Source organism: bacterium, from assembly GCA_026708055.1.
Taxonomy (GTDB): domain Bacteria; phylum Actinomycetota; class Acidimicrobiia; order Acidimicrobiales; family CATQHL01; genus VXNF01.
The window spans coordinates 1-21,857 of record JAPOVS010000035.1 but is presented as its reverse complement, the minus strand read 5'-3'; the positions used below and the strand labels follow the sequence as shown (position 1 = coordinate 21,857).

Here is a 21,857-nt window from a genome sequence, read left to right as displayed (position 1 = left end):
GTCGCTCGCTAATCCGCCGCGTCCACGTTGATAACACCCTCGGGTGCCGGGAGGAACGTCGGACGGCTCCAGCACAGCACGTCGCCGGTCGTCCGCACGCCGCACGAGTGCGCGCCGCCGGCAGCCACCGCAGTGAACCGGGCTGACGGAGCGTCCAGTTGCCCACTCGAGTTGTTGCCCCAGCAGGCCACCCGGCCGTCTGCACGCAGGCCGCACGCGTGCGCATCGCCGGCGGCTATCGCGTTGAACGGGCCGGAGGGTGGGCTGGCCTGACCCGAGTCGTTGCTTCCCCAGCAGGTGACCGTGCCGTCACTCCGCAAGGCGCACGAGAACGCGTACCCGGCGACGACGGACACGTACTGGCCGTCAACCGCCTCGGCCTGCCCGTACTCGTTGCTTCCCCAGCAGGTGACCGTGCCGTCATCACGCAACCCGCACGAATGCCAGAATCCGGCTGCCAGAGCGGTGAACCGGCCGTCCGGAGCGTCGGCCTCCCCGAAGCGAACGCCTCCCCAGCAGACAGCTGTGCCGTCGACTCGCAACCCACACGAATGTCGGGCACCGGCTGCCAGAGCGGTGAACCGGCCGTCCGGAGCGTCGGCTTGCCCAGCCTCGTTGGCTCCCCAGCAGAGAACTGTGCCGTCGGCTCGCAACCCGCACGTATGCCCGTTTCCCGCCGCCACGAAGGTGAACCGTCCCTCCGGGGCATCAGCCACGCCTGAACGATTGCCGCCCCAGCAACTGACTGTCCCGTCGCTGCGCAACCCGCACGAATGCGACCTGCCGGCGGCGACAGCAGCGAACGCAACGGCAGGACGGGTCTCGTCCGGAACGGCGCCATCGGGAGGCGGGTACCACACACCGTCCGGCGCAGGCACGGCCGATGCGAGGTTCTGGCAGGTGATCCAACCGTCGGCGCGCAGACCGCACGAGTGCCCAGCACCGGCGGCAACGGCTGTGAATTGACCGCGCGGTGTCGCGACCGGCGCGAAACCGGGGCCGACCCAGCAATCGACCGTGCCGTCGGTCCGTATCCCGCACAAGTGATAGTTGCCCGCGGCGAGCGCGCTGAACGTTCCACGCGGCCGATCGGCCGAGCTGCCGTCTGCGCCCCAGCACTCCACGTCGCCGCCGGCACGCAACCCGCACGAATGATGAAGGCCCGCGGTCACAGCGAGCATCTCGCCGGCTGGAGGGTCCGCCCAGGCGATGTCGGCGCTGCCCCAGCACTCCACAGCGCCGCCGGCACGCAACCCACAAGACCGGAACCAGCCGGCCGCAACCGCCGTGAACCGCCCCTCAGGCGGTTCGGCCTGCCCGTACACGTCGGCACCCCAGCACTCCACAGCACCATCGTCACGCAACCCGCACGAATGGCGCCTCCCTGAGGAGAAGGCCGTGAACCGCCCCTCGGGCGGTTCGATCTGCCCGTACGCGTCGGCGCCCCAGCACTCCACAGCACCATCGTCACGCAACCCGCATGTGTAGTCATCACCGGCGGCTACGGCGATGAACTTCGCCTCGGGCGGTTCGGCCTGCCCGTACGCGTTGGCGCCCCAGCACTCCACAGCACCATCGTCACGCAACCCGCACGAATGCGCGAGACCGGCGGCGACCGCGGTGAAGGGAACGGCAGGGGGAGTCATGTCGCCGACGGAATCGTCGACCTGTTCGGGCTGCGGAGTCTCGCCGAAACCCGTCGACCGGACGCCCTCCGGGGTCGGGACCACCAGCATGAGGCCCCAGCAGACGGCAGCGCCGTCGGTGCGCAGGCCGCAGGAGTAGCGCTGGCCCACCGTCACGTCCTCGAAGCGTCCTTCGGGCGCGTCGAGGACCTCGTACCCGTTGCTGCCCCAGCAGTCGATCGTGCCGTCGACGCGCAGCCCGCACGAGTGGAGCCAGCCGCTCGCCACGGCCGAGAACCGTCCTTCGGGCGGTTCAGCCTGCCCCCACTCGTTGTCACCCCAGCAGTCCACGGCACCGCCGACGCGCACCCCACAGGAGTGCCGCCAGCCGGCGTCCACGACCTCGAAGCGTCCCTCGGGGGGGTCAGCCTGTCCCCACTCGTCGTGACCCCAGCACTCGACGGTGCCGTCGGTGTGTACGCCGCAGTTGTGCTCGTCGCCGGCCGAGACTGACGTGAACAGGCCGTCCGGCGGCGTGGCGAGCCCCTGCCAGTCGGTGCCCCAGCAGTCGATCCAGCCGTCGACGCGCACGCCGCACGAATGCCGCCCACCCGCGCCGATCGCGGCGAACCGCCCGCTTGGGGCACCCAGCTGTCGCTGCAGGTTCAGGCCCCAGCACTGGACGGTGCCGTCGGTGCGCAGGCCGCAGGAATGGCCCTCGCCGAGAGTCACGGCGGTGAACCGGCCGCCGGGCGGATGGGCGTCCCTCCCCCAGCTGTCGCCCCAGCAGTCGACGGCGCCATCGCGGCGCACGCCGCACGTGTGCCACGGCCCGGCGGCCAGACCGGCGAACGGTCTCTCCGGGGACACGATCTCCTCGACGACGCCGTCTGCGCCCGCGAAGTGCACGCCGTCGGGCGCCGTGACAACCGACTCGAGACCCCAGCATTCGATGATCCCGTCGTCGCGCAACCCGCACGAGTGGGACCCGCCCGCCGTCACGTCGATGAACCGGCCGGCGGGTGGGGTGGCCTGACCCTCCCCGTCGTCGCCCCAGCACTCGATGGCGCCGTCGGTGCGCAGTCCGCAGGTGTGGCCGAGGCCGGCGGCGACGGCGGTGAACTCCCCGCCGGGCGGACTGGCCTTCTCGGGCACAGGGCCCCGGTCGAGGTTCTCGCTGAACCAGCATTCGATCCCGCCGTCGAAGCGCACCGCGCAGGAATGCTCGTAGGCCACGGCCAGGTCGGTGAATCTCCCCTCCGGCGGGGCCACGTCCCACCATGTGTCACTCCAGCAGTCGATGGTCCCGTCGTCTCGCAACGCGCACGACTGCCAGAACGCGGTGTCGATGTCGACGAACCGCCCGTCGGGGATGTCGTAAGGGCCGTAGACGTCGCCCCAGCACTCGATGGAACCGTCGACGCGCAACCCGCACGAGCCGCTCTCGCCCGCGGCGACGGCGGCGAACCGCCCAGGCGGCGCGTCCAGCCGCCCGCGCGCGCTGCGCCCCCAGCACTCGACCAGACCGTCGGCTTGCAGGCCGCACGTGTGGAAGTCGCCGGCCGCCACATCCACGAACCGGGTATCGGTGTTCCATCCCCAGCACTCGATGGCGCCGCCGGGGCGCAGCCCGCAGGAGTGCGCGTCGCCGGCCGACAGGGTGCTGAATCGCCCGTCGGGCACCCTGGCGCGGTCGCTGGGTTCTATCGCCGGCGGCTCCGCCTGCCGGTAGTCGTTCCAACCCCAGCAGGCGATGCTGCCGTCGGCCCGCACCCCGCACGAGTGGGCCAGACCCGAACTGACGGCAACGAAGCCCGCCGCCGCCTCGGGCGCCTCCTGTTCGACCTCGGCCGGCTCGGGCGCCCCCTGTTCGACCTCGGCCTCGGGCGCCCCCCGACCGGCCTCCGCCGACTCGGGGTACTCCTGCTCCAGGTCCGTCGGCTTCAGCGCCTCCTGCTCGACCTCCGGCGGCTCGACGTCCTCCTGCTTGGCCTCCTCCTGCTTGGCCTCCTCCAACTCCTCGAGTGGCCGGGCCGCCTCCGGCTGTGCGGGATCGGCGACCGGGGCCTCCTGGCCGTCGCCGCCGCCTGTCGACTCCCCGGGCGGCCGGGGGGCGGTTCCCTCGGTCGCGGCGCCCTCCTTGGCCTTGTTGCCGGCGGCGACGGGAGGGCCGACAGCCTGTACGGGCGCGGTCGTCCCTGTCCCCGGGACGGATGTCGCTCGTTCCTCTGTCTGCCGGTCGGCTGCGCAGGCGGAGGCAAGTGCGGCAAGGACCAGGCAGGTGGCGAACAGTCGGCGCACGCCTCATCTCCTCCCTCGCTCGCGAAACATCAGACGAACGACGCCGCCGCCTGGTTCCCGCCGATGAGAGTATTCCCGCCCGGCTTTCCGGCGCTCCGGCGCGGCCGGGTCAGCAGAGGCGAGGAATGATCCGGTGGGGTCTGACACCCGCCTCGCCATCCGGGACTGATCGGCCGGTCGGCGGGCCGCAGGCTCAGTGCGGCTGCCAGCCCCAGGCGACCCCCTCCTTCACGGGATGCCGCGGCGGGTAGGAGTCCGAGCCGCCGGCAGAGGCGAAGAGCTTGATCTTCCCGAACAGGTCCTCGAAGAGAAACCGGCGGTCCACCTCCTGGTAGACCCGAATCGGCCGGTTCCCGTCGGTCGCCGCATTGTGGAACGCCTCGCTGAACTGCGGGGCCGGGATCAGGTCGAACCGCCCGAAGTCGTCCCGGATGACGGCTCCGACGGCAGCGCAGTCGGACAGGTGCTTCAGCTCCCAGTCCCAGCCGAACCCCTCGGCCCAGTCGTAGAGCTGGCGCATCAGGTACTGGCCCAGTTCGCCCTGGGGCGCCACCCGACCCAGCAGCTCGGCGTACGACACGGCACACGACGCGTACGTGTTCATCGGGATCTGCCAGAGCTGAGCAGCGGAACCGAACACCACGTTGGCCGCGACGAGGTCGTTGGAGAGGTTGAATTCCGGCCAGTAGAGCGGGACAGGATCCGGAGGATTGCTCGGGCCCCCGATCCAGACGACGGTCACGTCCCTCTCAGCGATTGCCGGCGCCAGCAGCAGAGCGGAGGCCATGTCGGTCAGGGAACCGAGACAGAGAACGAACAGGGGCAGCGGGTCGTCCCGCAGCGCCTCGGCGACGATGGCCCGCGCCCCGGGACTGTCCACCGGCGTCAGCGCGTCGGACATCGCCCTCGGTGAACCGTCGCGCACCACCACGGAGTCCGTGCGATCCATCGCCGCCAGCAGACGCCCCAGTTCGTCCCTGCTGGCGCCCAGGCTGTCCGCCACCCCGCGCTGGCCGAAGTGCGTCGGCACCACGCATCGCACATCGAGGCTTGGCGAGAGAAGCGCGTACGCCACGGCGAACGCGTCGTCGGCCTCGTTCGCCACATCCGTGCTGATCACGACCCGGCGCCGGGGCGGCGCGTCCAGGAAGCCGTCGATCACCCGTGAGCCATCCGCCAAGACATCTCTCCTTCCCGGCAACCCGGCGCCGCCAGGCGTCGCGAAAACTTGTCATACAGGTTACCGGCCCCTGTGACGGGTCCATGAACGGGGACCCGCGGCACACAGCAGCAAAACGGATCTGACAGAACGGGCGAGAGACTTATATGATGAGATTGCAAGTGTGTTAGCTTAGGAGTGCGTGGCGGGGCGGCTCGCCGGAACTCCGGAGAGAGCACGCTCATGAACGCCGGTCCAGAAGCAGTGGCTGTGAACCACAGAATCCGAGAGCAACTCCACACAGCGGTCGTCGGTGACGTCCTCGACGCCCTGGGGCGCAGCCGTCAATTCCTCCCGCCGGCGATACGACCGCTCGACCCGGAACTCGTCCTCGTCGGGCGGGCGATGCCCGTCCTCATGGCTGACGTGTTCGGACCTCAGGCGAGGCCCTTCGGTGCGCTCACCGCGGCACTGGACGCCCTCGGGCCCGACGATGTGTACGTGGCTCGTGGCGCACGAACTCCCTGCGCCGCATGGGGAGAGATCCTCACCGCCGTCGCTCAGCGGAACGGTGCGAGCGGCGCCGTCATCGACGGCTACCACCGCGACACCAAACTCGTCCTCGACAGGGGCTTTCCCATCTTCTCCCGAGGGGCCTACGGACAGGACGCCGGCGTGCGTTCGTCGGTCGTGGACTTCGGCGTGGCCATCGAGATCGGTCCCGTCAGGATCGCGCCCGGCGACCTGGTCATCGGTGACCGTGACGGGGTGGTGATCGTTCCGGCCGAGATCGAGGACGAGGTGATCGAGCGCGCGCTCGAGAAGGTCGCCACGGAGAGTCTCGTGCTGAAGGACATCGAGAACGGCATGACCGCGACCGAGGCCTTCGAACAATACGGCGTGCTCTGACCAGCCGGGATCGGGCGCGTCGGGCCGCTCGAGGGGGTCACGTCCCCGAGTCGTCAGTCTCGTACTTGAACAGCGAGCAACCACCGTCCACCGTCACCACGCTGCCCGTCATGTAGGTGCTGGCATCGCTCATGAGGAACGCCACAGCGTGCGCCACCTGCTCGGGAGCTCCCAGCCCTCCGAGCGGGATCACCCTGCCCATGACCGCCGCGAACTCGGGGTTCTCCTCGGCGACCTTCCGGGCGGCGCCCGCATTCACGATCCCCGGCGCCACGGCGTTCACACGGATGCCGAGGTCGGCAAGATCCCGCGCCATCACCTTCATCAGCATCTCCAGACCGCCCTTGCTGGCGCAGTAGGCCGCCATGCCGGGCCACGGCACGCTGCCGATCCAGCTGCTCGTGAACACCACTGATCCCCCGTTGCCCGCCAGCCGGCGCGCCGCGGCCAGTCCGGTGTTGAAGCACCCGGTCAGGTTGGTGTCGATCTGTTCGGACCAGATCTGGGGGGTCATCTCCAGGAACGGCGCCATGATGCCGATGCCGGCGTTGCCGACCACACCGGTCAGATCCGGCACAGCAGCCAAGGCGGCCTCGACCTGCGCGAAGTCGCGCACGTCGGCCTGCGCATAGCGAACCTCCGGTCCGTGCCGACGGAACGGCTCCAGCAGGCCCTGCGCGTCGGCCTCGGCGGCGAGATCGATGATCATGGCATCGGCGCCGAGACGGAGCACCTCGTGGGCGATCGCCGAGCCGATGTCGCCCAACGCCCCGGTGATTGCGATGGACTGGCCGTCGAGTCGCAGGTCGGTCACCTGTCCTCCCTCGTCGTGGTTCGCATCGCGGTCCCGGTGTCGGTGAGGAAGTCACCGCGCAGCTCGACCCCGTGCCCCGGCGCGCCAGCGACGGACATCTCGCCGTCGGCCAGCGTGGGAAGGCCCACGGCGACGTCCTCGTACCACCCGTGGAGATAGGCCCGTACGATCTCCTGACCGAAGGTGGCGGGGTGGTGCAGTGCCAGGTGCACGCTGGCGGCGAGGCCGACCGGTCCGGTGCAGTCGTGCAGACCCGCCGACAGCAAGTGCAGCGACGCCAGGTCGCACACCGTCCGTGCCGGGCCGATCCCGCCGTTCCAGACCACGTCGGTCAGGACGATGTCGGCCGCGCCGGCCTGAATCAGCTCGAGATGACGGTAGGGAATCCCCAGCGACTCACCCGCCGCGATCGGCGTGATCCCAGCCGCCCGCACCTCGGCCAGCGCGGCCGCGTTCTCGTTCCGGATCGGGTCCTCGACCCAAACCGGTTCGAACTCGGCTATCGCACCCATCATCCGCTTGGCGGCGGGCACGTTCCAACGGCCCCGGCACTCGATCGCGATCTCCATGGCGTCGCCCACCGCGCCGCGGATCTCAGCGAGGATGCGAAGACCTCGTTCCAGATCCTCGAGCCGGAAGATGTCACCGTCGCCGTAGGCCAGACGGGCGTCGAACGGAAGGATCTTCATCGTCCTGATCCCGGAATCCAGCAGATCACGAGCGAGGTCGCCGGGCGCTTCGAGCGTCGCCTGCATGTCCTCGTGGCGGCCTCCTGGCTCCGGCGGCGAGAACAGGTCGTTGCCGACCGCCAGCGGCGTCTTCATGTACCCGGGGCCGACGCACGTGTTGTACACGGGCACCCGATCCCGGCTGGCGCCGCCCAACATCCGATGGATCGGCAGTCCCCGGACCTTCCCGACGAGGTCCCACAGCGCCACCTCCACCGCGGACGCCCCTCTGGCCTCGGCGCCGACGCCCTTGCGCGACCACAGCATCATGAGTTCCTGCTGGTGTCGACGGATCAACCCGGGATCGGCACCGAGCAGGTAGGGCGCGGCGAGGTCGTGAATGTGCGTCTCGGTGGGCCCGACCCCGAACCACGTCTCGCCGAGTCCGACCTCTCCCGTCGAGCAGGTCAGCTGGACCCACAGCACGTTCGGTTGCCGCTGACACCTGATGGTGGTGACCGCGGTGATTTCAAGGTCGGTCTCTGCCGGCGCCATTCCCCTTTACCCCGTCTAGACTTCTTTACTTCTTTGCCGTCCAACTAATCATATGAGATGATAGGTGGAACGCACAGGGACCGGCCCGACCGGACGCGACCCGTCACCCTGAGGTCCGAGGAGGGACACATGCGGCCATTCACCTTCGGCGTCCAGGCGGCGGCAGCATCGGCCGCGGGCCGCGAAGCGATCATCGTCGCCGCGCAGCACGCCGAGAGCGCCGGTTTCGACGAGTTCTACACCTTCGACCACTTCGGATCCGTGGACCCGTTCCTCCCGCTGCTCATCGCATCCGAGGCCACCACCGATCTCCGGGTCGGGCCGCTGGTCCTCAACGCCGGCTTCTACAACCCCGGGCTGCTGGCGCGCACCGCCGCAACGCTCGACCAGCTGACCTCCGGCCGCTTGGTGCTCGGGCTGGGGGCCGGCTGGGCGAAGGCCGAACACGACACGCTCGGCATCGACTTCCCCACTGGCCGCCGGCGTGTCGAGATCCTGAGCGAGACGCTCGCCGTGGTGGCTCCCCTCCTGCGGCCCGGAGAGGCCGACCTCGACGGCGGCGACGCCGACACGAGGTCCGACACCCTCGGCGTGGAGTTGCCCCGAGATCGGATCCCGCTGCTCCTCGGCGGTTCCGGGGACCGCATGCTGGAACTGGCCGGACGCCACGCGGACATCTTCCAGTTCACCGGACTCGCACACCTCCCCGACGGGACGCCGCGGCAGTCGGGCTATCACCGGTCGGCGCTCGTCGACCGCATCGGCAGGCTCCAGCGCCACGCCGGGCGGCGCGCCGAGCAGATCGAGTTGTCCATCATCATCACGGAACTGCACATCGGGACGCCCTTCGAGGCCATCTCCGGCGCCGTCGCGGAGCGCACAGGGCTTGGACTCCAGGAAATCCAGGACTCACCCTTCGTCCTGGCGGGAGGCGTCGAAGAGGTGGCCGGCAAAGTCCGCCGAACCCGAGCCGAGCTCGGGATATCGCACTTCGTCGTCACCGACGCCGAGGCGTTCGCTCCTGTCGTGGGGGTGCTGCGGCGGAACTGACCGGGCACCTCCAACGACAATGGCGGTGCGCCGCACGAACCGGCAGTGGCGTCGCCACGCCCGGAGCGCCGAGGTTCGGTCCCCTACTTCACCGCCCCGAGCGTGAGTCCCGTGGCCAGCAGCCGCTGGGTGGCGATGAAGACCGCCACGATCGGAAGGGCGGTGAACATCGCCAGCGCCATCAAGGGACCCCAGCGCACACCTTCGGAGGAGACCTGCAGGCTCATCAGGGCCGACATCGGTAGGAGATCGGTCTTCGGGAGGAAGCTGACCGAGTAGAGGAACTCGCCCCAGCCCAGGATCCAGACGAGAACGGCGATGGTGGCGATGCCGTTGCGCGCCAGCGGGATTGCGATTCGATAGAAGACGGCCAGTTCCGAGGCGCCATCGAGTCGGGCAGCCTCGATGGTCTCGGGCGGGAGCGATGCGAAGAAAGGCCGGAGGATGATGACCGCGAAAGGCAGGAGCAGCGCGCTGAGCGCGAAAATAATCCCCAGCCTGCTCCCGAGAAGGTCGAGCCTCACGAGGACTCGGAGAAGCGGGATCACCGAGTTCGCCTGCGGCACCATCTGGAGAACGATCAGGCTGAAGAGAAGGAACGACAGGATCCGGCCGCTGCGCATGCGTGCCAAGCCGTACGCGGCGGGCGTCGCCAGTCCCACCACGACGATGGCCGTACCGAACGCGATATAGGCGGAGTTCTTCGCCGCGGTCCAGAGGGCGTCATCCCACACAGCCCGAACGGAGTCCAGCAACGGCGTGAAGACCACCGCCGCCGGAGTCACCGGTATCTCCGAGGCGGCTTTGAACGACGTGACGACCAGGTACAGGATCGGAATGCCGTACAGGAAGAACAGCAGGCCGAGCACCAGGTACCTCGCCAGGGACCTACGCTCGGAGCCGACGATGGCCATCGTGATCTACCCCTCGTCGAGCCGACGGCTCACTCGCGAGTAGTACGCCGCCGCGGCGACGATGAAGGCAGAGGAGATGCACGCCAGCGCGGCACCCTCGCCGAAGTGCCCGAACTCGAACGCTCTTCGCCAGGCAAGGAACGGCAGGGTCGTCGATGAGGTGCCGGGCCCACCCTGGGTCATCACGAACAAGAGGTCGAAGCTACGGAACGCATACACCGTGATGAGTACGGTGAGGACCACCAGTACGGGCTTCAGATGGGGAAGTGTGACGTGCACGAAGACGTGCCGCCTCGTCGCTCCATCGACCGCGGCCGCCTCGACCTGTTCGGGAGGGACGTCGAGGAGTGCGGCCTTCAGCACCAGCGCGGCGAAGGGAACGGCCTGCCACGCGGTGACGAAGGCGACCGAGTAGAGAGACTTGCCGGGATCGGCGAGCCAGAGCTGGCGATCCACCCCGACGAGGCCGAGCAGCGCGTTGGCGACGCCGTTGCCGGACAGGATGAACTTCCACACGCTTCCGCTGATGATCGGGGGCAGCGCCCAGGCGAACACCATCATCGTCTGCAGCGTGCGCCGGCTGAGTCGCTCGAGGCGGATGACGTGAGCCGTGGCAAGGCCGAGTGCGATGCTTGCGACGACCACTATTGCGACGAACACGAGCGTGTTCTCGAGCGCATCCAAGAATCCGCGGCTCTCGGGAAGGTCCCTGAAGTTGCTGGTGGTGTGCTCCCACTCGCCGGTGACCACCTCGGCAAAACCGACCTCGCCGAACGCCATGCTGACCATCTCGTACAGCGGGAGCACGGCGAAGACGGCGAGGAAGGCGAGCGCCGGGAGTGTCGCTGCCCCGGCGACGGTCTCTCGGCGAGCACGACGGCGGGGCATTCGCCACCTGGCGGCCCGGGCGAGCCGTCCCTCCGATCTGAGCTTGGAGCCCGTGTGCGTAGCGCCGGCCAAATGAATCTCCGGACCCTTGCGGAAGACCTGACATCAGGTTATCATATGAGTAGGTGGCATACTGCCCATCCGGAGGAGGACCCTGCAATGAAACGACGGCCCGCGCTGCGATTGCTCGCAGCCCTGTTTGCCCTCACGCTGATCGCAAGCGCATGTGGCGACGACGACACGGACGGCGCGGCCCCGGCTCCGGCCGACCCGCCCGCGGCTCCGGCTGAGGCGCCCGCGCCCGCTCCGGCTCCAGCCGAAGAGCCCGCGCCCGCTCCGGCTCCGGCTCCGGCCGAAGAGCCCGCGCCCGCTCCGGCCCCTGCCGCGGATGACACTGCCGACGAGGCGGCCCCTGCGCCGGCTCCGGCTCCGGCTGCGGACGATGCCCCCGGCGTGGCCACACCGGACAACCCTTCGGACCGCGAGGATGACCTCGTTGTGTGGCACTACTTCAACAACGAGGGTCCGCTTGACTCCATCAACGCAGGCATCGATCGTTTCCGGGCCGCATACCCCAACGTCAACCTCTCGGTGGAGGTCTTCCCCTACGGGGACTTCACCGGGAAGGTGCTCACCTCGGCCGCAGCCCAGACCGGGCCGGACTTCATGTTCTACAACTGGGCCGACCAGGTTTCGCTCCTCGAGGTGAACGCCCTCCGGCCGATCGATCCGTACTGGGCAACGTACGCCGATGCCGACCAGGTGCCTGACTCGGGCGTCAACCGGGTTGGCGACGAGATCTACTCGGTTCGTGTCTACGGCAACCTGATTGCGTTGTGGTACAACGCCGATCTCCTGGCGGAACTCGGCGCCGAGCCGCCCACGTCCATGGACGACATGGAAGCGATCATGCGGCAGGCTGCCGACGCCGGCTACAAGGGAATAGCCTCAGGATTCAACATTCCGCTTCTGGGCTGGTGGACCGGCATGCCGTACGTGTTCGCCGAGTGCGGTGACCTGACCATGAGCGACGAGGCCGTGGTCCGAGCCGCCATCGAGCGCCCTGTGCGCTGGGTCACCGAAGGCCTCATGACGCCCGAGGTGGTGACCTACGACCAGTCCGGCGCGGTCAGCCAGTTCCTGACGGGCGAGTACGTATTCGCCACGGCGGGCAACTGGGACCTCACTCGCATCGTCGACAGCGCTGACTTCACCCTGGCCAACATTCCGATGCCCGGCGCCACCTGCGACGGAGGCGTGTACGTCTCCGGCGAGGGGTTCAGCATCGGCGCCTTCGGCGAGAGTCCCGAGCTCGGCTTCGAGTTCGCCCGACTGGCGATCATGGACGCCGAGGCGCAGGAGAACTTCCTCAACCTGGCGGGGAGCATCCCGAGCCATCCGGCTCTCTTCGACAGCCCAGCCGTGCAGGAGAACCCACTGCTCGGCGCCTACCTGCTGGCTGCGTCGTCGTTCGGGAAGAAGGCTCCGTCCACGCTTGGCGAGAACGAAGCCTCTGCCCTGTTCGGCGAGACGCTGATCGGCGCCATGGCCGGCGACATCAGCGTGGACGAAGCCGTCGACATCATCGTCTCCGAGACACCGGGGATCCTTGCCCAGGACAACTGACCGGAGCAACTAAGCGGCCGCTGAGTTGCTCGTGAGAACGGCGGCCCGGGTCCTGGGAGGCCCGGGCTGCCGCAGTTTTCGACCGGAGTGACGCGTCCGGCGCGGCCCGGCCCCGGGGAGATCTACGACTTGGCGATGGTGGCGTCGTCGATCCAGTCCCAGTCGTACTCCACCCCCAGCCCCGGGAGTTCGGGCGCTGAGGCATACCCGTCGCTGATGGGGAGGCCGTGGCGGATGCCGAACGAGTAGTCCTCGACGGGGTAGAGCAACTCCAGGAAGTCGGAGTTCGAGACGGCGAGGGCGCAGTGCAGGTTGCCGAACTCCAGGGCCTCGTAGATCGACGTGTGTATCTCGCACTTCATCCCGAAGGCTTCGGCCAGCGTGGCGATCTTCATGACGCCGGTGATGCCGCCCCGCCAAGAGACGTCGGCCCGCACGATGTCACACGCCCGGTTGGCGATGTAGCTGGCTGTCGAGGTGTGGAGCCCGGCGATGGCCTCGGTGGCCGCGATCGGGATGTCCAACGTGGCGGTCAGCTTCTGCAGCGTGTACATGTCGTGATCGCAGATGGGCTCCTCGAACCACAGGTAGCCGAGAGATTCGAGGTGGCGCCCCACCCGCACCGCCTCCGCATAGCTGTGTGTCGCCACCGGGTCGGTCATGAGTGCGTAGTCGGGGCCGACCAGCTCCCGGACTGCGGTGTACAGGGCCATGTCACGTTCGGCCGGCCCCGGCGGGTGCAGCTTGTAGCCCCGGTAGCCGCGCCGCTGCACCTCCAGCGCCTCATCGAGGTAGTCCTGGTCGGTCTCCAGGAACATCGAGCTGGCATAGACGGGGACGCGTTCGCGCGCCGCACCCAGGAGTTGGTAGATGGGCAGGCCCGCAGCCTGGCCCGCGATGTCCCAGCACGCCACGTCGAATGGCCCCCAGACCCAGATCGGGAGGACGTTCCAGCGCCGGTCGAAGAACTGGAAGTCCTGGAAGTTCTTCTCCCGCGCCATGGGGTCGCGCCCGATGATGAAGGGTTTGACCGCCTCGAAGGACGGTGCGCAAATCTTGGCGTCGAGTCCGCCGAACCCGAACGCGGTGCCGCTGAGTCCCTCGTCGGTCGTGAGCGTGATCACCACGACGTCAGGGGTGTGGTGCCCCCGGAGCTTGCCGCGCTCGGCCGACGACAGTTCGGTGACCCCGCATGTCCGGATCTCCACGTCGGTGATCTTCATGCCATCCCCCTAGGCGGGAAGCGGCGCGTCAGCGCGGATCAGGCCCTGGTCCCGCAGAGCCTTCCAGAAGTCAGGGGGGATGGCACGGGCGAAGGCGTCGGTGTTCTGGATGACCTGATGGGCGGCCGTGGCACCGGGGATGACCGCGCACACGGAGGGATGGCCGAGTGGGAACTGCAAGGCAGCGCCGATGAGGCTGACGCCGAATGCGGCGGCGATACCTCGCATCCGCTCGACACGCGCCGTCACCTCGGTGGGAGGGGTCGCGTAGGCATACTTGGCCTCGGCGTTCGGGCCGGTCGCCAGCACCCCTGAGGCGAACGGGGCGCCGACCACGACGCCGACCCCGCGTGCCGAGCATGCCGGGAGTTCGACGTCCAAGGCTTCCTGGTCGAGCAGGGTATAGGGCATCGCCACCACGAACAGGTCGAGGTCGAATCGCTCCAGGAATCTCGGAATCATCCCCAGCTCGTTGATCCCGGCGCCGATTGCGCCGATCACACCGGCCGACTTCAACTCCTCGAGGGCACCGAACCCGCCCCCCGCATCGAGTTCGTCCAGCCGGCCGGCGACCCCTTCCTCGCCGTGGTACAGGGGGTCGAGATCGTGGACGTTGAGGATGTCCACCCGGCTGATGCCGAATCGTTGCAGGCTGTCCTCGTAGGACCTCAGAATGCCGCTGCGGGTGTAGTCGAACCGCAGTTCGAAATCCAGCCCGCCCACCCATGGCGCCCCGTCGAAGGTCGACTCCCGGCCCTTCGCGGTGTAGACCCGACCGGCCTTGGTGGACAGGACGTAATCGGCGCGGCTCTTCTGGCGGAGGAAGTGTCCGATGCGATGCTCGCTGAGACCGTGGCCGTACCACGGCGCGGTGTCGAAGTAGCGAACCCCGGCGCTCCACGCCGCCTCCAGCGTGGCCTGGGCGTCGGGCTCGGACACGAGTTCGAAGAGTTCACCCAGCCCGGCGCCCCCGAAGCCGAGTTCGGTGACCCGCAGTGCGGTCCTGCCGACCGGTCTCGTCCTCATCCTGCCTCCTGAGCGTCGCGGCCTGCGGCGGGCCGTCAGCGCGAGCCGAACGGGTGGGGGGCCAGCCCGCGGTGCGGGGTCTCGACGGCGAAGAGCGAGCCGGCCGGGAGCTCGGCATCGGTGGCGAGCCCGTACCGGGACGTCGTGATCAAGAGCCGCCCGGTGGTGCCCAGGAAGGAACACGCCGTGGGCTGGGAGACCGGAAGGCGGACGATGGTGTCCAGTTCGCCGCCGGCATCGAACCTCAGCACGGTGCCACCGCCGAAGAGCGCAACCCACACTCCCCCGGCGTCGTCGAGGGTCAAGCCGTCGGGAAGTCCCGACCCTTCCTTCACCGTCGCCCAGACCTGGCGCGACTCGACCGAGCCGTCGTCGCCGAGGACGAGCCGATCCACCGCCAGGGTCGTGCTGTCGATGAAGTAGGCCTGCGCCCCGTCGGCGGTGAACGCGAGCCCGTTGGAGATCGTGAGACCGGTGAGCACGCTCTCGAACGAACCGCCCTCGTCGACCACGTAGAGTTCGCCGGCTCCCGGCGTGACGTCGTATGCCATCGAGCCGATCCACAGCCTGCCCCGCGCGTCGCAACCGCCATCGTTGAGTCGCACCCCCTCAGGCAATGGGAGGGTCGCCAGGACGCTGCTCGACCCAGCCAGGCCGTCGGGATAGGTGACCACGTCACGTTCGGTGGTCACGACCAGCCCACCGGCCAGACGCGGTCGCACCACGGAGACGACGTCCGGGTGGACCGGGTACCGATCGATGGCGCCGTCCGGGAAAGCTCGGATGAGCACATCACCTGCCAGCATGTCCAACCAGGCGAACGTCGATCCCTCGTCCAGCGGCGTGGGCCCCTCGCCGTGCCAGGTAATGGAGTCCGTCACCTGCTCAGCGTGAAGCTCTACAACCATCGCCTACGACTCCTTCACTCCCGGTGACGGATTCTCCAACCCGCGGTGATGTTAGCTTAGTGACCTATATGACAAGTAGATCGGCCGAGCGGCGGCAAATGATTGGTGGCGGGCCGCGGAACTTATATGGTTTTCATACGACTATTCGAGTCTCCCGCAATCGGCTCGTGTCGACATTCGAATCCGCGGGACGAACGCTGAGGTGATGAGGCGTGACGAATGCAACACCGATGCTGACCGGCGCCGAAGACGGTTTCCAGCGCTCCCCGAAGCTGGCCGACCGCGCCGTACAGGTCGTTGGTCAGCGACTGGTCGCCTCGGAGGACGCCGAGGCCACGACGATGCCGTCGGAGAGCGAACTGGCGGCGGCCTTTGCCGTCTCGCGTACCGTCGCTCGCGAGGTCGTCCAGACCCTGGCGCGGCTGGGCATGGTCGACGTCTCTCAGGGCAAGCGGATGAAGGTCCGACCTCGCGAGGATTGGGACTACCTCAATCCGACGCTGCTGGAGTTCTTCGACGATCCCGAGGAAGTTCGCCACATCCTCACGGAGTTGCACGAGACCCGGGTGCTCATCGAGCCGGCGGTTGCCGAGCGCGCCGCACTCCTGGCCGACGACGACCAGCGCAGGGCGCTCGCAGCCGAGGTGGAGGAGATGCGCGGCCTGCTGGACGATGCCCCGGCTTTCGTGCGTCACGATGTGGCGTTCCACGCGATCCTGGCGGACGCCGCCCAGAACCGCTTCATCCGGCGCATCGTCCAGACCAGCCGGGAGCTGCTGCTCGTCAGCCACATGAAGACCACCACCATGGCCCACACGCTCTCGACTGCACTCGAGCACCACTCGCGGATCTGCGAGGCGGTGCTCGACCGCGATCCGGAGCGGGCACGACGCGAGATGGAGATACATCTCGATTTCGGGCTGCAATTCTGGCTCGGAACGATCTCCTGAGGGCACCGGATCGCGCGCTGATCCCGGGACACCGGCACACCGAGTCACAGCGCCGACAACGGCGGGGGGTATCTCTGCGACGCTCGACCTCGAAAGGTAGCCACGACATGTCCGACCCAACGGAGACCCAACGCCCCACTGCCGAACTCAGCGCGGAGGATCGCGAACTCATCGATGCCGCCACAGGTGTGATGGAGCGGGCGTACAACCCCCATTCCGGTTGGCATGTTGGCGCTGCGGTTCGCACCGGCGACGGCGGGATCTTCACCGGCTCGTTCTTCGAGCACGCCACCATGGGGCAGACGATCTGCGCCGAGCCGGCGGCGTTCATCGCCGCGAACATGGCGGGGCACCGCGACATCGTCGCGGTCGCGACGGTCGGCGCCCCCGGCGGGGAGGACGGCGACGAGCCGTGCACCCCCTGCGGCCGCTGCCGCCAGACCATCCATGAGTTCTCTCTGCGGCTCGGTCGACCCATCCGGATCCTGTGCGCGAACCGCAGCCATTCCCATCTCCTCGTGACCGACTCGGCCACGCTTCTCCCCCACGCATTCAGCCCGCCGAACGCCGAGGGCACGTGACCTACCGGCTGCGCGATGCGGTGCAGGAGGTACTGGCGGGATGGCCGACTGACCTCGACGCGGCCTGGCGCCCCATCCTCGGCGACACCGCATTGGGATTCGAGGACATCGATCCTTCGCTCGAACTCAATGTCGGGGAGCCGGTCTTCCCGCCGCGGCGTCACCAGACCCTGCTCGGAGCGCCACCTGGCGCCCACATGTTCAAGGCTTTCGATGGCGTGGATCCGGCCGGTGTCCGCTGCGTCGTGGTGGGCCAGGATCCGCATCCGTCCGTCGGCCAGGCGACCGGCGTCGGGTTCGAGTTCGGCCAACTCGCCTCATGGCACGCACTCGACGCACCCGTCGCGCACGAACTCTCGCGTCTGCTGACGCGGACACTGTTCCAACTGATCGTCGCAGATCGCAGCGGTGATCCGGGCTACGCCGCATCGATCAATGACTGGCACAGGGCCCGCGACGATTTCGGCGCCGGCCACGGAGCAATCGAGCCGATGGAGGGTCTGGTCGATATCTGGAAGGCACAGGGCGTGCTCCTGCTCAATACCTCCCTGACCCTGACCCGATTCTCGCTGGACATCGATCCCCACTATTCCCGGGGGCACCGACCGCTGTGGGCGCCACTGCTCCGGCGTCTTCTCGACTACCTGCTGGGGCGGGACCAGGCCCTGGTGGTCATCAGCTTCGGAACGCTTGCCGATGCGGCCCTGCGAGCACTGCTGCCCGCCGCCGTCCTCGCCTCCGATGGCAGCGTGGCCTACCTGGATTACCCCCACCCCGCCGAAGGCGACGAACTCCTGCGGCGAGGGAATCCACTCACCGTGTGCAACCTCCGCCTTGCCGAGCGGGGGCTGCAACCGATCCGCTGGTAGCTGACAAGGCCGGGAGAGCCGCTGATCGGCAGCGGATGGTCAGTAGGTGGCCCGGCCCCCGGAGATGTCGTAGACGGCGGCCGTCGAGAAGCTGCACGCGTCCGAGGACAGCCACGAGACGAGTTCGGCCACCTCGTCGACGAGGCCGAGGCGCCCCATGGGGATCTTCGAGATCATGTATTCCATCACCTCGGGCTCGGTGTCGGCGTTCATGGGCGTGGAGATGACCGCGGGCGCCACGGCGTTGACGAGCACACCGTCGGTGCAGGCCTCCTTGCCGACCGACTTGGTGAGGCCGATCACGGCGGCCTTGCTGGCCGAGTAGGCCACCATGTTCGGGTTGCCCTCCTTGCCGGCGATGCTGGCTATGTTCACGATGCGGCCCCAGCCCCGCGCCCGCATGCCACCCATCGTGGCCTTGATGGTGTTGAAGGTTCCGGTGAGGTTCACCGCCAGTGTCTTCTCCCAGCCCTCCAGCGGCACCTCCCAGATGGGCAGCTGCGGACCGATGATGCCGGCGCTGTTCACCACCACGTCCACGCGACCGATCTCGGCCACCGTGGCCTGCACCGCGGCGAAATCGGTGACGTCGAGAGTGTGGATGCTGGCCACGTCGTCGGCGATTTGCTCGAGGAGATCGGTCTGCAGGTCGGCGGCGGCGACGCGCTGCCCCTCTTCGGCCAGCCGTACGGCGCAAGCCCGGCCGATGCCGCTGGCGGCGCCGGTCACGAGCGCGGTCCGTTGGTCGAGATGCCTGGGCATGTTCCTCTCTCCTTGTCTGCCGGAATCCGGGGACCAGCGCGTCAGAGCACGCCGAAGTGCTTGAACGCCTCGCCGGGTGGCATTCCCTCTCGCACCGCCTGGCGGAACCGGCTCTCGCCGGCGGTCTTCGCCACGGCCGCGCCAACGGCCTCGTCGATGAGCGCCTGCGGCACGATAACCACCCCGTCGTCGTCGCCCACGACGAGGTCGCCGGGCGCCACGGCGACGCCGCCCACCTCGACGGTCACGTTGTGCGCCACCACCTCTCCCCTGCCGTTGATGTTGCGGGGGTCCACGCCGCGGCACAGCACCGGGAAGTCGAGGCTGCGGATGACGCTGACGTCGCGGACGTAACCGTCCAGCACCGCGCCGACGGCACCGGCGGCGATGGAGGCGGTGGACAGTAGCTCCCCCCAGAGGGCCGCTCCGCGGAACCCGCCGGTTGCGCCGACCCAGACCTCGCCCGGTCCGATGGCGTCGAGAGCCGCCAGCAGACCCACGAACGGCACCTCGGGAATCTCCTCGGCAGGCGCCACCCGCGTGGGGAAGGCGTAGCCCATGAGCACCTGACCGGCCACCAGCGGGGTACAGCCCGGTGCCAAGGACTGGTGCCGCCGCCCCAGATCGTCCAGAGCGTCGCAGACGAGCGACGCGCCGATCAGGGCCCGCAACTCGCCAAGCCTGGCGACACTGAATCTCTCATGTGCAGGCAAAGTATCCCTCCCGTCTCGACTCTCTATCTTGTACTCGGTGCCGGCAGCCGCGAGAGCCTCGGACTGGCCCGCCTCATGAGTCTGCGTCTCGTAGTGTCCTGTTGAGCGCACTGCGCCACTTGTCGAAGTCATACCAACCACATCCGACGCAGCCGGATGCATCCCGCTTGTCCGGTGGCGCCCACGAGCCGTCACCGGAGTAGAAGAAGCGGATCCCGAAGGGCGTGCCACGCTGTCCCGACTTGAAGCAACGCTCACACGCTCGTGACTTGAGCAAATTGTGGCTCACGCTGCCATTCGACTTCTTCAGCAGCTGGAAGCGTTCGCGGATCTCTTCATCGTTCATGCCGCTGTAGTCTGTCTGCCGCTGTTGTTCTGCCGGACTCCAGCGCATCTGCGGCAGTTTGTGATCAACGGTCAGCTGATTCGTGGATCGCTCGGTCAACTCCACGACGTCACGGGAGTGGAGAAGTCGAACAGCACGTTGTACGAACCCGACCGGCATTGACGAACTCGGAATCGCTCGAGCGAAGTTGCCCTGCCAACGGTCGTGGCGCGTCGTGCGTCCGCAGTCTGTGCACAGGTGGTTGTCGCTGTCGATGAGCAGACCGGGCCGCGATTTCGTGCCGCGTTGCAGTCCCTGGATGCCGGAACCGCCCGCGATCTGAGTGATGCCGATATGAGCATACTCGCACTCACGGCAGTGCCATTGATGATCGCGGAGCACCGCGTACACCATCCACGTCTTCGTATCGCGGTCAAAGGTGGCCTCGAAGTCATGGATGTCAGCCATAGAGCGGCATCCTGGCGGTCTCGGCCTCAACGCGCTGAACCGCCGTGCTGAACAATGCTTGATCTCGTTCGTACGCAATCACACGTCGGCGTTGCCCGTGAGCAGCAATAACAGTCGTGGCACTGCCGGCGAACGGATCGAACACGAGATCATCGACACGGCTGAACAGCTGCACGAACTCCATCACGAGCGGCAGCGGCTTCTGCGTCGGGTGAATGCGATGCTGAGGCGACGGGGACTTGTGTACGAAGACGTTGTGCACCATCTGACCGTTGAACGGGGTGCCCGATCGCTTGCCGACGACCACGGCCTCCCATGCGTTCACGGGCTTGTACTTGTGATTGAACGGCACCGGATTCGTTTTCTGCCACACCATCGGCCCGACCGCTACGAAACCGTGATCGGTGAGGATGTCGCAATAGGCGCCAATCTGCGCCTGCGCGCAGAACGTCACCGCCCACCCGGCGACCTTCGGCAACACAACCGCTGTCCATTCATGTGGGTCGATAGCCTCGTCCCAGTCCCCGAAGTGGCCGCGGGGCATGATAAAATCGTTGCCATCCTTGCGAAGACGACGCGGCACTTGCCCCTCGCAGGTGTACCGGCGGCTGATCCCATACGGCGGATCGGTGAGCAGCAAGTCAACGCTGCCGTCCGGCAAGTCGGCGGCGGCCTCGATGCCGTCCCCGCAACGGAACTCGTACCCGTCGCCTGACAGCAAGTCGCGGGACGGCTGCGGTCGCGTGTCCGGCTGGTTGCCGAGCAGCGCCAGCACTTCGGAAGGGTCGGGCGCGGCGATGATCGAAGCGTCGTGCGCCACGACCACGCTGCCGAGCGGCACCGCACGGGCTCCGTTCTGCTTGGTGGTGAGCAGAACAGTCCACGCGTCCACGTCTGGCGCGTACGCGGGCGTCTCGTGACTGAGCATGGTCCGATGCTCAGGAAAGCTCACGGAAATCCACTCGTTGACCGCTGCCCGCAACGCAAGCTTGCGTTCAACCGTGAGATTCATGCTGCAATCGGGTCAACGTCGAGCGTCCGCATCCCGACCCTCCCCTCGGCGTCGTCGGTAAACACCTGATCGCCTCGCGCGGTGTGGTTGGTCACGAACCCTCTCAGCCTGTACGCATCCGTCCCGGTGACGACCTTAGTGGTCACAGGACCCGGTCCTCGGTCTTTCGCAGCGACGATGTTGGACCTGCCCACAGCGCCGCAGCCGTGGATGCGCCGACGGCGCGCCGCGGCGGGCCACGCCCGCACCGCCTCCTCGGGAAACTGCCGGCGCCGTTCGAGCAGAGACATGCCTGTTCGGGAGTGCTCGCCGGGTCCGCTCCGTGCCATGCGGACAGTGTGGCGCGAGGATGCGACAGTGTCGGGGACCGGCCTCCGGACTGGCGTTCAGCGCATTGCGCCCCGATCCGCCCTGTCGAGGCACCGCTGTGCCGCCTAGGAGACTGCTGATTTATTCGGCCTGAAAGGCTCGCGTTTCGGTGCGGGGTGTGGGATCCTGGGGGCATGCAGGG

20 protein-coding genes are annotated in these 21,857 nt (G+C 68.1%); 6 read left to right on the top strand and 14 right to left on the bottom strand.

Annotation, left to right across the window (positions count from 1 at the left end):
- Window positions 1-8: 8 nt before the first annotated feature.
- A complete protein-coding gene (locus OXG55_06625; GenBank protein MCY4102920.1) occupies window positions 9-3,926 on the bottom strand; it encodes a hypothetical protein in 3,918 nt (1,305 codons plus the stop codon).
- A gap of 193 nt (window positions 3,927-4,119) precedes the next feature.
- On the bottom strand, window positions 4,120-5,106 hold the full coding sequence (locus OXG55_06620) for a nucleoside hydrolase (protein MCY4102919.1): 987 nt from the start codon (window positions 5,104-5,106) through the stop codon (window positions 4,120-4,122).
- A gap of 222 nt (window positions 5,107-5,328) precedes the next feature.
- Here OXG55_06620 and OXG55_06615 point away from each other — a divergent pair, with 222 nt between their 5' ends.
- Window positions 5,329-5,994 (top strand): RraA family protein, encoded by a 666-nt coding sequence (locus OXG55_06615; protein ID MCY4102918.1) that lies wholly within the window; start codon window positions 5,329-5,331, stop codon window positions 5,992-5,994.
- 37 nt (window positions 5,995-6,031) lie between these two features.
- Here OXG55_06615 and OXG55_06610 read toward each other — a convergent pair whose 3' ends face one another.
- Both OXG55_06610 and OXG55_06605 read right to left on the bottom strand, forming a co-directional pair.
- On the bottom strand, window positions 6,032-6,808 hold the full coding sequence (locus OXG55_06610; GenBank protein MCY4102917.1) for an SDR family NAD(P)-dependent oxidoreductase: 777 nt from the start codon (window positions 6,806-6,808) through the stop codon (window positions 6,032-6,034).
- Window positions 6,805-8,031: a mandelate racemase/muconate lactonizing enzyme family protein gene (locus OXG55_06605; protein ID MCY4102916.1), complete on the bottom strand. Its 1,227-nt coding sequence runs from the start codon at window positions 8,029-8,031 to the stop codon at window positions 6,805-6,807. Before OXG55_06605 ends, OXG55_06610 begins: the two co-directional genes overlap by 4 nt.
- A 129-nt stretch (window positions 8,032-8,160) precedes the next feature.
- Here OXG55_06605 and OXG55_06600 point away from each other — a divergent pair, with 129 nt between their 5' ends.
- Entirely contained in the window at window positions 8,161-9,081 is a 921-nt protein-coding gene (locus OXG55_06600) for a TIGR03621 family F420-dependent LLM class oxidoreductase (GenBank protein MCY4102915.1), read from the top strand.
- A gap of 83 nt (window positions 9,082-9,164) precedes the next feature.
- Here OXG55_06600 and OXG55_06595 read toward each other — a convergent pair whose 3' ends face one another.
- Both OXG55_06595 and OXG55_06590 read right to left on the bottom strand, forming a co-directional pair.
- Entirely contained in the window at window positions 9,165-9,995 is an 831-nt protein-coding gene (locus OXG55_06595; protein MCY4102914.1) for a carbohydrate ABC transporter permease, read from the bottom strand.
- 6 nt (window positions 9,996-10,001) lie between these two features.
- On the bottom strand, window positions 10,002-10,883 hold the full coding sequence (locus OXG55_06590) for a sugar ABC transporter permease (protein MCY4102913.1): 882 nt from the start codon (window positions 10,881-10,883) through the stop codon (window positions 10,002-10,004).
- A 453-nt stretch (window positions 10,884-11,336) separates the two neighbouring features.
- On the opposite strand from OXG55_06590, the gene OXG55_06585 reads away from it, so the two are divergent.
- Window positions 11,337-12,509, top strand: a complete 1,173-nt coding sequence (locus OXG55_06585) for an extracellular solute-binding protein (GenBank protein MCY4102912.1) — start codon at window positions 11,337-11,339, stop codon at window positions 12,507-12,509.
- Between the two features lie 122 nt (window positions 12,510-12,631).
- Here the strand turns inward: OXG55_06585 and OXG55_06580 are convergent, their stop codons facing one another.
- Genes OXG55_06580 through OXG55_06570 form a run of 3 tightly spaced genes read right to left on the bottom strand, consistent with a single transcriptional unit; the run spans window position 12,632 to window position 15,666 of the window.
- Window positions 12,632-13,732 (bottom strand): mandelate racemase, encoded by a 1,101-nt coding sequence (locus OXG55_06580; GenBank protein ID MCY4102911.1) that lies wholly within the window; start codon window positions 13,730-13,732, stop codon window positions 12,632-12,634.
- A gap of 9 nt (window positions 13,733-13,741) precedes the next feature.
- A complete protein-coding gene (locus OXG55_06575) occupies window positions 13,742-14,758 on the bottom strand; it encodes an aldo/keto reductase (protein ID MCY4102910.1) in 1,017 nt (338 codons plus the stop codon).
- A 35-nt stretch (window positions 14,759-14,793) separates the two neighbouring features.
- The gene (locus tag OXG55_06570; GenBank protein MCY4102909.1) at window positions 14,794-15,666 is read right to left on the bottom strand and encodes an SMP-30/gluconolactonase/LRE family protein; all 873 of its coding nucleotides are present in this window, start codon (window positions 15,664-15,666) and stop codon (window positions 14,794-14,796) included.
- 212 nt (window positions 15,667-15,878) lie between these two features.
- Between OXG55_06570 and OXG55_06565 the strand changes: the two genes are divergently transcribed.
- From OXG55_06565 to OXG55_06555, 3 genes are all read left to right on the top strand, one after another.
- Window positions 15,879-16,616 (top strand): FadR/GntR family transcriptional regulator, encoded by a 738-nt coding sequence (locus OXG55_06565; protein ID MCY4102908.1) that lies wholly within the window; start codon window positions 15,879-15,881, stop codon window positions 16,614-16,616.
- Window positions 16,617-16,723: 107 nt separating this feature from the next.
- Complete coding sequence (locus OXG55_06560) at window positions 16,724-17,197, top strand: cytidine deaminase (protein ID MCY4102907.1); 474 nt, start codon at window positions 16,724-16,726, stop codon at window positions 17,195-17,197.
- The gene (locus OXG55_06555; protein ID MCY4102906.1) at window positions 17,194-18,066 is read left to right on the top strand and encodes a uracil-DNA glycosylase; all 873 of its coding nucleotides are present in this window, start codon (window positions 17,194-17,196) and stop codon (window positions 18,064-18,066) included. The genes OXG55_06560 and OXG55_06555 overlap by 4 nt, the downstream gene beginning before the upstream one ends.
- Window positions 18,067-18,105: 39 nt before the next feature.
- Here OXG55_06555 and OXG55_06550 read toward each other — a convergent pair whose 3' ends face one another.
- The 5 genes from OXG55_06550 to OXG55_06530 form a co-directional block, all read right to left on the bottom strand.
- Window positions 18,106-18,828 (bottom strand): SDR family NAD(P)-dependent oxidoreductase, encoded by a 723-nt coding sequence (locus OXG55_06550; GenBank protein ID MCY4102905.1) that lies wholly within the window; start codon window positions 18,826-18,828, stop codon window positions 18,106-18,108.
- 41 nt (window positions 18,829-18,869) lie between these two features.
- Window positions 18,870-19,541: an RraA family protein gene (locus tag OXG55_06545; GenBank protein ID MCY4102904.1), complete on the bottom strand. Its 672-nt coding sequence runs from the start codon at window positions 19,539-19,541 to the stop codon at window positions 18,870-18,872.
- 73 nt (window positions 19,542-19,614) lie between these two features.
- Window positions 19,615-20,334: a restriction endonuclease gene (locus tag OXG55_06540; protein ID MCY4102903.1), complete on the bottom strand. Its 720-nt coding sequence runs from the start codon at window positions 20,332-20,334 to the stop codon at window positions 19,615-19,617.
- Window positions 20,327-21,346, bottom strand: coding sequence for a DNA methyltransferase (locus OXG55_06535; protein MCY4102902.1), 1,020 nt, complete (start codon window positions 21,344-21,346; stop codon window positions 20,327-20,329). Before OXG55_06535 ends, OXG55_06540 begins: the two co-directional genes overlap by 8 nt.
- On the bottom strand, window positions 21,343-21,492 hold the full coding sequence (locus OXG55_06530; protein ID MCY4102901.1) for a hypothetical protein: 150 nt from the start codon (window positions 21,490-21,492) through the stop codon (window positions 21,343-21,345). Before OXG55_06530 ends, OXG55_06535 begins: the two co-directional genes overlap by 4 nt.
- Between the last annotated feature and the right edge of the window lie 365 nt (window positions 21,493-21,857).

Bases quoted from the DNA above. Each gene is read 5' to 3' on its own strand.
- OXG55_06615 (MCY4102918.1), top strand. From the start codon at position 5,329: ATGAACGCCGGTCCAGAAGCAGTGGCTGTGAACCACAGAATCCGAGAG.
- OXG55_06605 (MCY4102916.1), bottom strand. From the start codon at position 8,031: ATGGCGCCGGCAGAGACCGACCTTGAAATCACCGCGGTCACCACCATC.
- OXG55_06600 (MCY4102915.1), top strand. From the start codon at position 8,161: ATGCGGCCATTCACCTTCGGCGTCCAGGCGGCGGCAGCATCGGCCGCG.
- OXG55_06595 (MCY4102914.1), bottom strand. From the start codon at position 9,995: ATGGCCATCGTCGGCTCCGAGCGTAGGTCCCTGGCGAGGTACCTGGTG.
- OXG55_06590 (MCY4102913.1), bottom strand. From the start codon at position 10,883: ATGCCCCGCCGTCGTGCTCGCCGAGAGACCGTCGCCGGGGCAGCGACA.
- OXG55_06580 (MCY4102911.1), bottom strand. From the start codon at position 13,732: ATGAAGATCACCGACGTGGAGATCCGGACATGCGGGGTCACCGAACTG.
- OXG55_06575 (MCY4102910.1), bottom strand. From the start codon at position 14,758: ATGAGGACGAGACCGGTCGGCAGGACCGCACTGCGGGTCACCGAACTC.
- OXG55_06570 (MCY4102909.1), bottom strand. From the start codon at position 15,666: ATGGTTGTAGAGCTTCACGCTGAGCAGGTGACGGACTCCATTACCTGG.
- OXG55_06560 (MCY4102907.1), top strand. From the start codon at position 16,724: ATGTCCGACCCAACGGAGACCCAACGCCCCACTGCCGAACTCAGCGCG.
- OXG55_06550 (MCY4102905.1), bottom strand. From the start codon at position 18,828: ATGCCCAGGCATCTCGACCAACGGACCGCGCTCGTGACCGGCGCCGCC.
- OXG55_06540 (MCY4102903.1), bottom strand. From the start codon at position 20,334: ATGGCTGACATCCATGACTTCGAGGCCACCTTTGACCGCGATACGAAG.
- OXG55_06535 (MCY4102902.1), bottom strand. From the start codon at position 21,346: ATGAATCTCACGGTTGAACGCAAGCTTGCGTTGCGGGCAGCGGTCAAC.